Here is a 12,250-nt window from a genome sequence, read left to right as displayed (position 1 = left end):
GCCCGCATGTCCGACCAGCCGATCTCCAAGCTGACCCGCCGTACGTTGATCAAGGGTCTTGTTTCCGCCAGCGGCACCGCGCTGCTGGGCTCGCGTATGGGCGAGGTGCTGGCCCAAGGCGCTGCACCGGCCGTGGTGACGTCCGAGCGCCTGCGTCCGCAAGTGCCGGGCGGCGTGATGAGCGGTGATATCACGGCTGACAGCGCCATCGTCTGGAGCCGCACCGATCGTCCGGCACGCATGATCGTCGAATACTCGACGGACGCCGCCTTCAAGACCGTCGCGCGTCGCGTTGGCCCAGCGGCACTTGAAAGCAACGGCCTGACAGCCCGCGTCGATCTGACCGGCCTGCCTGCCGGCGCAGACCTGTTCTACCGCGTGCGCTTCCAGGACCTCGTGCACGACAAGGTCTTCAGCGAGCCGGTTGCCGGTCGCTTCCGCACGGCGCCCGTCCAGGCCAATCGCCCGATCTGCTTCGTTTTCTCCGGTGACGAGGCGGGCCAGGGCTGGGGCATCAACGAGCGTTTCGGCGGCTATCGTTTGTACGAAGCGATGCGCCGTGAATCGCCCGACTTCTTCATCCACTCCGGCGATCAGATCTATGCCGACGGCCCGATCCAGGCCGAGGTGAAACTGCCTGACGGCTCGCTGTGGACCAACCTCGTTACCGAGGCGAAGTCGCACGTTGCACAGACGCTCGACGACTATCGCGGCGCCTTTGCCTACAACCAGCTCGACAAGAACAAGCGCGCGTTTTCCGCCGAGGTGCCGTTCCTCGTGCAGTGGGACGACCACGAGGTGCGCAACAACTGGTACCCCGGCCAGCAGATCGGCCCGGAAGAGAAGCGCTATCAGGAGCGCAGCGCATCGCTGCTGGCGGCCCGCGCGAAACAGGCGATGTTCGAGTACAACCCGTTCCGCTTCAATCCGATCGACCCAGAGCAGATCTACCGCGCGTTCCAGTACGGCCCGCTGCTCGACGTGTTCATGCTGGACGAGCGCAGCTATCGCGGGCGCAATTCGCCGAACCGCCAGACCCGGCTGGATGCCGATTCGGCCTTCCTCGGTCCGGCACAGGCGGCTTGGCTGAAGCAATCGCTCAAACAGTCGAAGGCGACATGGAAGGTGATTGCCAGCGACATGCCGATTTCGCTGGTGGTGCCGGATCTGAACCCCGATGTGCCCAAGGGCACCTACGAAGCGTGGGCGAATGCGGATGACGGTGCGCCCTCGGGACGCGAACTGGAACTGGCCGAAATCCTGCGCTTCATCAAGCAGGAGAACATCCAGAACGTGGTGTGGGTGACGGCAGACGTGCACTACGCGCAAGCAACGTACTACCATCCGTCGCGCGCCAAATTCACGGAGTTCAAACCGTTCTGGGAGTTCGTCGGCGGCCCGATCAACGCGGGCACCTTCGGGCCGAACGAAGTGGATCAGACCTTTGGGCCGGACGTGCGCTACGTCAGCATTCCCAAGGACAATCCGCAGAACCAGTCGCCCGCGGCGCTGCAGCAGTACTACGGCCGCGCCAAGATCGATCCGGCCACGCGCACGATGCACGTATCGCTGCACGATCTCGACGGCAAATCGCTCTGGGAAGTGAAGCTCGATCCCGAGGCGTAGCCGGCGTCACCCACAGCGCGGTAGGAGCGGATGCGATAGGATCAGCAAGCCCCCGCATCCACTCTGTTCCCCTGTGTCCGATATGTCCGATCGCCACGTCCCCCGCAAGGGACGCGGCGCCACTTCCAATCTGCAAGGCCGCTTCGAGCGCGACGAACGCACGCGTGTCGATGACGGCTGGCAACCGCTTGTCGGGCATCTCGATCCGGACGAGGCGCCGCCGCGCATCGAGACCAGCGTCTCCATCGAGCGTGCGCGCTCGATCCTGAGCCACAACCAGTCGCCGGATATTCCGTTTGGGGTGTCGCTCAATCCGTATCGCGGCTGCGAGCATGGTTGCGTGTATTGCTTCGCGCGACCGACGCATGCGTATCTGGAGTTGTCGCCCGGGCTGGATTTCGAGACCAAGCTGTTCGCCAAGACCAATGCTGCCGAGGTGCTGCGCGAAACGCTGGCCAAGCCCAGCTACCGCTGCGAAGCGATTGCGCTGGGCGTAAACACCGATGCGTATCAGCCGATCGAGCGCGAACTGCGCATCACACGCGATGTGCTCCAGGTGCTGCACGATTGTGATCACCCGGTCGGACTCATCACCAAGTCGACACTGATTGAGCGCGACATCGATCTGCTGGCGCCCATGGCAGCGAAGAATCTCGTCGTGGCCGCTGTCACGATCACCACGCTCGACGCCGATCTCGCGCGCAAGCTGGAACCCCGGGCCGCCACGCCATCGCGCCGCCTGCGCACGATCCGCACACTGGCCGAGGCTGGCATTCCGGTGGGTGTAAGCGTCGCTCCCATGATTCCCTTCGTGACCGACGACCACATGGAGCAGATTCTGGAAGCCGCGCGCGAGGCGGGCGCCACGTACGCGAGCTACATCGTGCTGCGCTTGCCAAATGAGCTGAACGCGGTGTTTCAGGACTGGCTGATGGCGCATTTCCCCGACCGCGCGCAACGCGTGATGAATCGCGTCCGCGATCTGCACGGCGGGCACGATTACAAAGCGGATTTCGCCACGCGCATGCGGGGCACCGGCATCTGGGCCGACTTGTTGCGGCAGCGTTTCTACAAGGCCGCCGACAGGCTCGGCTTCAGCTACCACCGCTACAACGAACGGGTGCTCGACACCTCGCAGTTCAAGCCGCCCGCGCGTGCCATCAAACCGCGAAAACCGGCTGACGAGCGCCAGGGCAGCTTGTTCTGATTACTGCGACAGCTCTTTCGCTGCCTGCACCTGCGTTTCGAAATAGGTCTGGAAGGTGATGGCGAGGCCCGCCATGAGCAGGCCCGTGCCGATCATCAGCGTGAGGATGCTGAGCAGTACGACCGGCCAGCCCGAATGGGTGGGCGTGCCGTCGGCATTGAATTGCGCGTCCCATTTCTCGTCAGGGCGCAGGCCGTAGACGAGCGCCGACAGATAGCCTGCCAGCATCGAAGATCCGCCGATCACCGCGCAGACCCAGCCCGGGACGCTCGCGCGCTGCGTCGACCACAGCAGCGCCACGCCCACTACACCGAGCACCGTGGCAAAGACCTGGGACCATGCCCAGAAATCGCGTCCGCCCTTGAGATAGAAACGATGCGCGCCCACGCTTCCGAACAGGAAGGCGAGCAGCACGGTCAGCAGTTTGGATTTTTTTTGAGGGGCGGTCGTAGGCATAGCGGGCGATGAACACACGGCAAGACAGCACAGCGCCGCGCATTCTACGCCCAACGTCGACCGGGGCGCAGCCAAACGGCGGCGCCGGGAGCGCGTCTGCGCGTCTTAAAGACGCATCAGCAACTTGGGGAATCGGCCGTCAGTTTGGCCGGAGGCGCGCAACGCTGCGTAGCGTTTGCGGCGGGGGAGGCAGGGTCACTAAATCGGAACCGGACGCAGCGACGGCACGCTCATCGAAACCGTCGAATCCTGCTGCAGTCGAGGCGCTTGGTCGCGCACGCCGTAGAGCAGGTGAGCCAGCATCAGCATGAATGCCGTGGTCCAGACCAGACCGAGGATAAGCCGCACATGGCGGTGGAGAGGGAATGACATTGGAGCACCTGTTGTCGTTGTGATTGGTGTGACGGCACGGTCGCCTCAACCGCGCGTACGTGCCATCCAATCCGACTCGGGCGCTCCCGCCAAGTTCCGGGATGTGAAATGTGGGAGCGACGCGCCTCAACCGCGGCGGGAGCCGCGCCAGTTGCCTTGGTCGCCGTTTCCTCGTTCCTGACGCATGCGTTCCTGCTGCTGCCAGTCGCCGCGGCCGCCGCCGTCGCGGGGCTGAATCCGGCCGTTGAGGCGGTCGTCGGCCCGGGCGCGGGCTTCCATGCGTTCCATCTGCGCGCGGATGCGGGCGGCCTGCTCGCCCCGGCTGTCAGCGAAGAATTGCGCCACCAGCGGACGCTCCTGCGGCATGGTCTGTGCCGCTTGCGTCCATGTGGGCATGGTGGATTCTGCGAAGGCGACGGCGGTTTGACGCGCCGATGCGTTGGCAGCCACAGCGCCCGCAGAGGCGACGATCAGAACGCCTGCCGCCAGGGGGCGAAGCAATGCGCGGATCGGCATGGCTATCTCCTGTCGGGCAAGGATTCGAAAGCGCCACGCGCTGCGAGCTTTTGGCAGTTGCAAGAGAGATCGACAGCGCGTGTTCATGCCTGTCAATGTAAGGCTTCACTCAGCGGCCATCCACTGTCCGAACGTTACCCATGTAACGAGATGTTTCGTGCACGCTTTGCCTGGGCGTTGGGCGACGTAGAGGTCATTTCCCGGTGTAGTGGATGCGATACACCGCCCCCGCCAAGTCGTCGGAGACCAGCAGGCTGCCGTCGGGCGCCACGAGCACATCCGCGGGGCGACCCCAGGCTTGTTCGCCTTGCAACCAGCCTTGGGGAATGGTTCCTGCCTCGTCACATTGCCCGCAGCGTCCAATACGACGCGCATGACGCGGTAGCCGACCTTCGCTGATCGGTTCCACGACCCGTGCTCGGCGATGAAGATGTTGTTCCGGTACGCCGACGGAAAGCTGCCGCCCGTATAGAAGCGCATGCCCAGTGCGGCTACGTGGGCCCCGAGTTTTGCGGCGGGCGGCACGTAGTCGCCGCACGGATGCCCGGCGCCAAATTCCGGGTCCGAAACGTCGCCAGCGTGGCAGAACGGGTAGCCGAAGTGCGGATTGGGCTTGGTGATGCGGTTCAGTTCGTCGTCTGGCACGTCGTCACCCATGAGATCGCGGCCGTTGTCCGTGAACCACAATTCGTGCGTGCTCGGATGCCAGTCGAAGCCGACGGTGTTGCGGATGCCGCGCGCCACCAGTTCCAGTCTGCTGCCGTCTGCATTCATGCGCATGAGGTTGGCGTACCGGTTTTCATCGGGGCGGCAGATGTTGCAGGGTGCGCCTACCGGCACATACAACCTGCCGTCCGGGCCGAACGCGATGAATTTCCACCCGTGATGGGTGTCCGCCGGCAGCTTGTCGGTGATAACAACGGGCTGCGGCGGATTGTCGAGCCGGTGGTCGATCCCGTCGAGCCTCAGCACACGCGAAACCGCCGACACATAAAGACTGCCGTCACGCCAGGCAACGCCGCCGGGCAGTTGCAGGCCTGACGCCACCACGTGGACAGGTGCACCCGACGTCTGCAACGACATCGCGTAAACTTTGCCAGCGCGGCTGCCGACATAAAGAATGCCGGCCGGGGAGAGGGCCATTTCACGTGCCGCTGGCATCGCGTCGGTCAGCACTTCGACATGGAAGCCCGGCGGTACTTGCACCGACTCGACGGGCAGCCTGGCAAGCGCTGGGGCCCCAGCCACAAGCGAAGCGGCGAGCATAACCGCCGGCCTTAAGTATCGCCCGTGCCACGAGCGCCACCCGCTGCATCGTTTCGTCACGCCTAAGTGTTTGTTTGGTCTGAGAAATTGCGCTATACTTGCGTGTTTCTCTGTACGCATACCCAGTTTTTCAAGGAAAAGATCCATGGTCGTGATCCGTCTGGCCCGCGGTGGCTCCAAGAAGCGCCCGTTCTTCAATATCGTTGCGACCGACTCGCGTAACCGCCGTGATGGCCGTTTCATCGAGCGCGTCGGTTTCTACAACCCGCTCGCCGGTGAAGGCGAAGAAGGTCTGCGCATCGTGCAAGACCGCCTGACCTACTGGGAAGGCGTGGGCGCACAACTGTCGCCGACGGTTGCCCGTCTGGTGAAGCAAAGCGCCAAGAAGGCTGCTGCCTAAGTTTTAGCATGGGTCGATCGACGGTGCCGTCCGAGCACATCCTGCTGTGACGCGCGCTGGATCGACACGGCCCGGTCCCGTGGCTGTTGCAACGCAGGCAATCTCGCAAAAGGTTGCCGAGCGGTTGCAAGCCATGCGCCCGGGTACGGGCTCCAATCCGACGCTCCCCGACGATCTCATCGAGGTGGGCTATGTGGGTGGGGCCTACGGTATTCGTGGCTGGATCAAGGTCCAGCTGCACGGCGACGCCGATGCGCTGCTGAATGCCCGCACCTGGTGGCTCAAGCCTGTTTCCGGGGCGGCGACGTCGGCGGACTGGCGGGTGTTTCCCGTCGGTACGTCGCGTGAGCACAGCGGCACGGTGGTGGCGGGTTCGCCTGCCGCGCCGGATCGGAATGTCGCGGAAGCATTGCGCGGCTATACCGTGTGGGTCAGCCGGGCCGACTTTCCTGAGCCTGAAGATGACGAGTTTTACTGGGTCGATCTGATCGGCGCCACGGTCGTCAACGAGCAGCAGGAAACGCTTGGCACGGTGAGCGGCCTGATCGACAACGGTGCGCATCAAATTCTGCGTATCGTTGGTGAAGGCGAGGTCGAGCGGCTGGTGCCGTTTGTCGAGGTTTACGTGAAGTCGGTGGATGTGGCAGGCAAGCGCATCGTCGTCGACTGGGGTCTGGATTACTGAACATGCGGCCGGAGAGTTCGGCGATGCAGTTCGACGTCGTCTCGCTGTTTCCGGACATGTTCCGGGCGCTGACGGACTGGGGTATCACCAGCCGCGCAGCCAAACAGCAGGTGTACACGTTACGCACCTGGAACCCGCGCGATTTCACGACGGACAACTACCGCACCGTGGACGATCGCCCTTACGGCGGTGGCCCAGGCATGGTGATGTTGGCCAAGCCGCTGGAAGCTGCACTGGACGCGATTCATGAGGCGCAAGCCCCGGCGGCATCGCATGTGGTGCTGCTGTCGCCGCAGGGCAAGCCGCTGACGCACAAGCGGGTGATGGAGCTGGCGCAGTTGCCGGCGCTCACGTTGCTGTGCGGGCGCTACGAAGCGATTGATCAACGTCTGGTCGACCGTCGCGTAGATGAGGAAATCAGCCTTGGCGATTTCGTCCTGTCCGGCGGCGAGATTGCGGCGATGGCGATCATCGACGCCGTGGTGCGGCAGTTGCCAGGTGTGCTGGGCGATGCGCAGTCGGCGGTGCAGGACAGTTTCGTCAACGGTTTGCTCGACTGCCCGCATTACACGCGGCCCGAAGAGTACGAAGGTGTGCGTGTGCCCGATGTCTTGCTGGGTGGCCATCACGCCGAGATCGAGAAGTGGCGCCGCCAGCAGGCGCTGTTGAACACGATGCGCAAGCGGCCCGATCTGATCGAGGCGGCGCGCAAGCAGGGTTTGTTGTCCCGCAGCGATGAGGTTTTCCTCGCTGCCGCGGCGATAACGGCAAAGGGGTCAGAGGCTTCCAGTCCGGAAGGCTCGGCCAAGTGAAGTTCCCATCCTCTACCGGGGCCGCGGTCTACCGACTGGGCAAAACGCCGGCATGATGGTCAAGGAGAAAAAGATGAATCTCATCGAGCAAATCGAGCAGGAAGAAATCAAGCGCCTGACGGCCAACAAGACGATCCCTCCGTTCGCCCCTGGCGACACCGTGATCGTCAACGTGAACGTCGTTGAAGGCACCCGCAAGCGTGTGCAGGCGTATGAAGGCGTCGTGATTGCCAAGCGCAATCGTGGCCTGAACTCGTCCTTCATCGTTCGCAAGATCTCTTCGGGCGAAGGCGTGGAGCGTACGTTCCAGCTGTACTCGCCGCTGCTGGCCAGCATCGAAGTGAAGCGTCGCGGTGATGTGCGCCGTGCGAAGCTGTACTACCTGCGCGAACGCTCGGGCAAGTCGGCACGCATCAAGGAGAAGCTGACCTTCAAGCGCAAGGAAGCCGCTGCAGAGTAATCTGCGCGCGTTGCGAAAAGGCACCTTCGGGTGCCTTTTTTCTCTTTTGCGGCAGAAGATTGACCACATATATGTCTTCCGCCCACAACCTTCATTCCCATCCGATGCGCCGTCCCGTGTTCGATCCCGAGCAGTTGCCGGTGGTGCCGACCGAGGCATCGTTGCCGGCGCTTGAGGGCTCGCGGCTGACGGCGGAGTTCGTGCGCGAGCGGTTGCAGAAGCAGCCCGACTGGCACCCGGAGCAGACGGATGAATCCCGCCTGATCGATGCGTCGCTCAAGCTGCGCGAGGCGGCGGTGCTCGTACCGCTCGTGCAGCGCGAGGCGGGGCTCACGGTGCTGCTGACGCAGCGCAATGCGTCGCTTAGCCAACATGCCGGCCAGGTCAGCTTCCCGGGCGGCGGACGTGAAGACTTTGATCGTGACATGGTCGACACGGCGCTGCGCGAGACGATGGAAGAGGTTGGCATCAGTGCCGATCACATCGAAGTGATCGGTCGCTTGCCGGACTACATCACCGGAACGGGTTTTCACGTGAGCCCGATTGTCGGATTGCTCGCGCCCGATTTCACGCTGCAGCCGGACCCCAGTGAAGTCGCCGAAGTGTTTGAAGTGCCGCTGGCCTTTTTGATGGACCCGGCCAACCACCAAGTGCGCGAGCTGCGATGGGAAGACCGGGTGCGTCGTTTCTATGCGATGCCTTATCGACGGTCTGGGCAATCCGACCAGGCACCTGACGCCGGCCATCATTTCATCTGGGGCGCGACGGCCGGCATGCTGCGCAACCTCTATCACCTGCTGGCAGCGTAGCGTCGGCGCGAATATGGGCGCTCTGTGCGCTGTTGCGCGCACGCTGTGTGCTATCGTCTTGCACATCGCATTCACGGCGTGATCCGCGCCTTCGCAACGCCCTTCCAATGACTTTTTTCTCCGTACTCTGCGCGCTGATTCTCGAACAGTTCCGTGCGCTCAGCCGGGACAACCCGATCTACGACGTCGTGCGCGCCCTGGCAGCACGGGCAGAGGAATGGTTCGATACGGGCCATCGTCGCGACGCCGTGCTTGCCTGGTGCGTGGTCACGCTGCCGGCCGTGGTGGTCGTGGCGCTGGTGCACTACCTGCTGTCTTCCATCAGCCTCGGTCTGGCGTTCCTGTGGAACGTGCTGATGGTGTACTTGACGCTCGGCTTCCGCCAGTTCAGCCACTACTTCACCGATATCCATGAGGCGTTGCGCAGCGATGACGTTGTCACCGCGCGCCTGCTGCTGAACGAGTGGTCGGGACGCGACACGACGGACATGCCGGTCAATGAGATCGTCCGTCACACGCTCGAATGCGCGATCGTGGCGGCGCATCGTCACGTGTTTGGCGTGTTCTTCTGGTTCCTGGTCCCGATTGGGCCGGCGGGTGTTGTGCTGTACCGCGGCGCTGAATACCTCGCTCGCCACTGGAGCGATACGTCGACGGAACGCAGTCCCGCGCTTGGTCTGTTTGCCCGTCAGGCGTTTTTCGTCATCGACTACATCCCCGCGCGCCTTACTGCGATTGGCTTCTCCATCGTCGGCAACTTTGAGGATGCCGTGTACGCGTGGCGCAACCGTGCGGCCAAGTGGAACGACGAAGTGAACGGCATCCTGCTGGCAGCGGGTGGAGGCGCGCTCGGCGTCCGTCTTGGCACGCCCATTCCGCAACGCGATTCGGCCGACAGCATTGCCGATGAGGACGGCGCTTATCCGATGGAAGTAGGGCAGGAGCCGAACGTGCGCACGCTGCAGTCAGCAGTGGGCTTGGTGTGGCGCGCGGTGGTGCTGTGGATGCTGCTGCTGGCAATGCTGTCGATTGCCGTCTGGCTCGGCTGATGGGGCACGACAGCTAGCCGCTGAAGAATCGATCAATCAGGCCGCGTTCTCGCGGTCTTTGCCGCAGCGCCAGCACTGGCCGAACTGCGGTTCATGACTCTCTCCACAATAGGCGCAACGCCATGCGGGGCCGGTCGGCGGGTGCTGTGCCTGATCGAGCAGCGCGCGGGCCTGCGCTTCCTGCGCCGGGTTCACCAGCCAGACCTGCGCCGCGCAATCCTGCGGCGGAACGTCACCCGCCACACTGCTCAAGTAGATGTTGCGCAGCTCGGTGCGAATGCCGGCGGCGGACAGGACGTTCTGCCAGTGCGCCGCCATGCCGAGCGATGGACTGCTGATCAGCAACTTCATCCCACCCTCCACGAGCGTATGACGGAGCCGTTACCAGGGCTTCTGCTGTTCCGATTCGTGCAGCAATTGCGCGTAAAGCTGGTGACGGCGTGGATCGATCTTGCCCTCGGCCATCGCGCCGAGAATGCCACAGCCGGGTTCCTGCAGGTGCCGGCAGTTATAAAAGCGGCACTCGGTCAGGCGCGGACGGAACTCCGGGAAGGCGCGTTCCAGCATCCCTTCGCTGAGGTGATGCAGGCCGAATTCCTGGAAGCCCGGCGAATCGATCAGCACGCCGCCCTGGCCCCAATCTGCGGGTAGGTGATAGAGCCGCGTGAACGTGGTGGTGTGCTTGCCGGAGTCGAGCTTTTCCGAGATCTCGCGCGTTTGCGCGTCCACGCCGGGAATCAGCAGATTCAGCAGCGACGACTTGCCCATGCCCGATTGCCCGATCAGGATCGAAGCGCGCCCGGCCACGTGCGGTTCAAGCGCGGCATGCGCGGCTTCCGGCGCGCCGTGCACGGTCAGTTCCACGATGGTGTAGCCCAGGTCTCGATAGAGCGCCAGGCGTGAGCGAGCCGTCTCCAGTCGCGCGGTCAGGTCGACCTTGTTGAGCAGGATCAGCGGGGTGATGCCGAGGGATTCTGCGGCGACGAGCGCGCGGCCGAGCAGGTCTTCCGAAAAACTCGGCTCAGTGCCCAGCATGATGATGACCTGATCCAGATTCGCGGCCAGCACCTTCGATTTGAACTGATCGGAGCGATAGAGCAGGTTGCGGCGCTCGTCCACACGCACCACGACGCCTTGGTCGACGGCGGTGGCTTCATAGACCACCCGATCGCCCACGGCGCATTCGCTGCGTTTGCCCCGCGGGAAGCATTGCAGGAAACCGCCCCCGTCGCGTTCGACCAGGTAATGGCGCCCGTGCGCGGCGATCACAAGCCCATGTTCGCCAGTGGCAGCCTGCTTATGGGCGCGGCCCGGTTTGCCGCGCGTCATGCCGCGCGAGCCTGCACGAGGCGCTCCACGCGCTGCGATGCAGTCGGGTGCGAATAGTAGAACGTTGAGTAGACCGGGTCCGGCGTGAGCGTCGATGCGTTGTCCTGGAACAGCTTGACCAGCGCCGAGACAAGTTGATTGGCGTCGGCGTGCTCGGCGGCAAAAGCGTCGGCTTCGTACTCGTCCTTGCGTGACGACAGGCTCGCCAGCGGGGAGATGAAGAACGTGAACACCGGCAGCACCAGGAAAAACAGCATCAGCGCCAGCGCATGGTTGTCGGAGAACAGGTTGGGCGCCACGCCCAGGCCCAGGTAGAACCACGTGCGCGTCATGAGCCAGCCGAGCAGCGCCAACGCACCGAGGCTCAGCACGAAGGTCACGGCGATGCGCTTGGTGATGTGATGGCGCTTGAAATGGCCCAGCTCATGGGCAAGCACGGCTTCCATCTCGGACGGATTCAGCCGGGCGAGCAGCGTGTCGAAGAAGACGATGCGCTTGGTTGCGCCAAAGCCGCTGAAGTAGGCGTTGCCGTGGGCGCTGCGGCGGCTGCCGTCCATCACGAAGAGGCCCTTGCTGGCGAAGCCGCAGCGCTTGAGCAGGCTTTCGATGCGCGAGCGCATCTCTTCGTCCTGCAGCGGGGTGAACTTGTTGTAGAGCGGCGCGATGACGTTCGGGTAGATGGCCTGCACAAACAGCATGAACGCCATCCACACGACCCAGGTGTACAACCACCAGTGCGCGCCCATCTTGTCCATCAGCCAGAGCACTGCCAGCAGCAGCGGCAGACCCAGCACGGTGCCGATGGCCAGGCCCTTGAGGTTGTCGGCCAGCCAGAGCTTGAACGTCATGCGGTTAAAGCCGAAGCGCTCCTCGACGACAAACTGCGCATACAGCGAGAACGGCAACTCGATCACGCTGCTGATCACGATGACCGACGCGATCAGCGCCACGCCATACGCGTAGCCGGGGCCAAACACGCCCAGCCAGGCCTGGTTGATCCAGCTCAGCCCGCCAAGCAGCGTCAGCGCGATCAGCAGGGCTGCCTGAACCGGCACTTCCAGCATCGCCAGACGCGTGCGGGCGATGGTGTAGTCGGCGGCCTTGCGGTGCATGTCCAGTGTGATCGACTCGGCAAACTGCGCGGGCACGGCATCGCGGTGACGCGCGACGTGACGGACTTGCCGCGCGGCCAGCCACAGGCGCGTGGCGGACATCAGGACAAGGGCGATCAGGAAGACAGCGGTAAAGGCGGGCATATGGGGA

At 63.7% G+C, this 12,250-nt stretch carries 14 protein-coding genes and 1 pseudogene; 8 read left to right on the top strand and 7 right to left on the bottom strand.

The features are described from left to right. Nucleotides 1–6 precede the first annotated feature (6 nt). Together R2676_RS08920 and R2676_RS08915 are read left to right on the top strand one after the other, a co-directional pair. On the top strand, nucleotides 7–1,626 hold the full coding sequence (locus R2676_RS08920; RefSeq protein WP_206275770.1) for an alkaline phosphatase D family protein: 1,620 nt from the start codon (nucleotides 7–9) through the stop codon (nucleotides 1,624–1,626). 82 nt (nucleotides 1,627–1,708) lie between these two features. Beyond that, entirely contained in the window at nucleotides 1,709–2,833 is a 1,125-nt protein-coding gene (locus R2676_RS08915) for a PA0069 family radical SAM protein (protein ID WP_206275586.1), read from the top strand. Here R2676_RS08915 and R2676_RS08910 read toward each other — a convergent pair whose 3' ends face one another. The 4 genes and pseudogenes from R2676_RS08910 to R2676_RS08895 form a co-directional block, all read right to left on the bottom strand. After that, entirely contained in the window at nucleotides 2,834–3,289 is a 456-nt protein-coding gene (locus tag R2676_RS08910; RefSeq protein WP_206275585.1) for an NINE protein, read from the bottom strand. Between the two features lie 198 nt (nucleotides 3,290–3,487). Continuing rightward, nucleotides 3,488–3,661, bottom strand: coding sequence for a hypothetical protein (locus tag R2676_RS08905; RefSeq protein WP_206275584.1), 174 nt, complete (start codon nucleotides 3,659–3,661; stop codon nucleotides 3,488–3,490). A gap of 126 nt (nucleotides 3,662–3,787) precedes the next feature. Next, on the bottom strand, nucleotides 3,788–4,177 hold the full coding sequence (locus tag R2676_RS08900; RefSeq protein ID WP_206275583.1) for a hypothetical protein: 390 nt from the start codon (nucleotides 4,175–4,177) through the stop codon (nucleotides 3,788–3,790). A 193-nt stretch (nucleotides 4,178–4,370) separates the two neighbouring features. Continuing rightward, a pseudogene (locus R2676_RS08895) lies at nucleotides 4,371–5,443 on the bottom strand (PQQ-dependent sugar dehydrogenase). Between the two features lie 145 nt (nucleotides 5,444–5,588). On the opposite strand from R2676_RS08895, the gene rpsP reads away from it, so the two are divergent. The 6 genes from rpsP (at nucleotide 5,589) to R2676_RS08865 (ending at nucleotide 9,658) form a co-directional block, all read left to right on the top strand. Then, nucleotides 5,589–5,843, top strand: coding sequence for a 30S ribosomal protein S16 (rpsP, locus tag R2676_RS08890; protein ID WP_012761578.1), 255 nt, complete (start codon nucleotides 5,589–5,591; stop codon nucleotides 5,841–5,843). Between the two features lie 133 nt (nucleotides 5,844–5,976). Then, nucleotides 5,977–6,528 (top strand): ribosome maturation factor RimM, encoded by a 552-nt coding sequence (gene rimM, locus R2676_RS08885; protein ID WP_206275769.1) that lies wholly within the window; start codon nucleotides 5,977–5,979, stop codon nucleotides 6,526–6,528. A 23-nt stretch (nucleotides 6,529–6,551) separates the two neighbouring features. Further along, nucleotides 6,552–7,340: a tRNA (guanosine(37)-N1)-methyltransferase TrmD gene (trmD, locus tag R2676_RS08880; RefSeq protein ID WP_027677853.1), complete on the top strand. Its 789-nt coding sequence runs from the start codon at nucleotides 6,552–6,554 to the stop codon at nucleotides 7,338–7,340. Nucleotides 7,341–7,413: 73 nt separating this feature from the next. After that, on the top strand, nucleotides 7,414–7,800 hold the full coding sequence (gene rplS / locus R2676_RS08875; protein WP_012761581.1) for a 50S ribosomal protein L19: 387 nt from the start codon (nucleotides 7,414–7,416) through the stop codon (nucleotides 7,798–7,800). Between the two features lie 104 nt (nucleotides 7,801–7,904). Continuing rightward, entirely contained in the window at nucleotides 7,905–8,609 is a 705-nt protein-coding gene (locus R2676_RS08870) for a CoA pyrophosphatase (protein ID WP_206275768.1), read from the top strand. A 107-nt stretch (nucleotides 8,610–8,716) separates the two neighbouring features. After that, nucleotides 8,717–9,658, top strand: a complete 942-nt coding sequence (locus R2676_RS08865; RefSeq protein ID WP_027677851.1) for a CobD/CbiB family protein — start codon at nucleotides 8,717–8,719, stop codon at nucleotides 9,656–9,658. A gap of 36 nt (nucleotides 9,659–9,694) precedes the next feature. Here the strand turns inward: R2676_RS08865 and R2676_RS08860 are convergent, their stop codons facing one another. The 3 genes from R2676_RS08860 to R2676_RS08850 are packed head-to-tail and all read right to left on the bottom strand — an operon-like array spanning nucleotide 9,695 to nucleotide 12,243. Beyond that, a complete protein-coding gene (locus R2676_RS08860) occupies nucleotides 9,695–10,009 on the bottom strand; it encodes a putative signal transducing protein (protein WP_206275582.1) in 315 nt (104 codons plus the stop codon). Between the two features lie 30 nt (nucleotides 10,010–10,039). Further along, nucleotides 10,040–10,987 carry a ribosome small subunit-dependent GTPase A gene (gene rsgA, locus R2676_RS08855; protein ID WP_206275581.1) on the bottom strand — a complete coding sequence of 316 codons (948 nt, stop codon included), beginning with the start codon at nucleotides 10,985–10,987 and terminating at the stop codon, nucleotides 10,040–10,042. Further along, nucleotides 10,984–12,243, bottom strand: a complete 1,260-nt coding sequence (locus tag R2676_RS08850) for a M48 family metallopeptidase (RefSeq protein ID WP_206275580.1) — start codon at nucleotides 12,241–12,243, stop codon at nucleotides 10,984–10,986. The genes rsgA and R2676_RS08850 overlap by 4 nt, the downstream gene beginning before the upstream one ends. Between the last annotated feature and the right edge of the window lie 7 nt (nucleotides 12,244–12,250).

This window comes from Ralstonia flatus (assembly GCF_958439105.1).
In the GTDB taxonomy this organism is placed as follows: Bacteria; Pseudomonadota; Gammaproteobacteria; order Burkholderiales; family Burkholderiaceae; genus Ralstonia; species Ralstonia flatus.
Note: the sequence above shows the minus strand (reverse complement) of the source record. Positions and strands in the feature narration are given on the sequence as shown.

Bases quoted from the DNA above. Each gene is read 5' to 3' on its own strand.
- R2676_RS08905 (WP_206275584.1), bottom strand. From the start codon at position 3,661: ATGTCATTCCCTCTCCACCGCCATGTGCGGCTTATCCTCGGTCTGGTC.
- R2676_RS08850 (WP_206275580.1), bottom strand. From the start codon at position 12,243: ATGCCCGCCTTTACCGCTGTCTTCCTGATCGCCCTTGTCCTGATGTCC.
- R2676_RS08865 (WP_027677851.1), top strand. From the start codon at position 8,717: ATGACTTTTTTCTCCGTACTCTGCGCGCTGATTCTCGAACAGTTCCGT.
- R2676_RS08900 (WP_206275583.1), bottom strand. From the start codon at position 4,177: ATGCCGATCCGCGCATTGCTTCGCCCCCTGGCGGCAGGCGTTCTGATC.
- rplS (WP_012761581.1), top strand. From the start codon at position 7,414: ATGAATCTCATCGAGCAAATCGAGCAGGAAGAAATCAAGCGCCTGACG.
- rpsP (WP_012761578.1), top strand. From the start codon at position 5,589: ATGGTCGTGATCCGTCTGGCCCGCGGTGGCTCCAAGAAGCGCCCGTTC.
- R2676_RS08920 (WP_206275770.1), top strand. From the start codon at position 7: ATGTCCGACCAGCCGATCTCCAAGCTGACCCGCCGTACGTTGATCAAG.
- rimM (WP_206275769.1), top strand. From the start codon at position 5,977: ATGCGCCCGGGTACGGGCTCCAATCCGACGCTCCCCGACGATCTCATC.
- R2676_RS08870 (WP_206275768.1), top strand. From the start codon at position 7,905: ATGCGCCGTCCCGTGTTCGATCCCGAGCAGTTGCCGGTGGTGCCGACC.
- R2676_RS08910 (WP_206275585.1), bottom strand. From the start codon at position 3,289: ATGCCTACGACCGCCCCTCAAAAAAAATCCAAACTGCTGACCGTGCTG.
- R2676_RS08860 (WP_206275582.1), bottom strand. From the start codon at position 10,009: ATGAAGTTGCTGATCAGCAGTCCATCGCTCGGCATGGCGGCGCACTGG.
- trmD (WP_027677853.1), top strand. From the start codon at position 6,552: ATGCAGTTCGACGTCGTCTCGCTGTTTCCGGACATGTTCCGGGCGCTG.
- R2676_RS08915 (WP_206275586.1), top strand. From the start codon at position 1,709: ATGTCCGATCGCCACGTCCCCCGCAAGGGACGCGGCGCCACTTCCAAT.
- rsgA (WP_206275581.1), bottom strand. From the start codon at position 10,987: ATGACGCGCGGCAAACCGGGCCGCGCCCATAAGCAGGCTGCCACTGGC.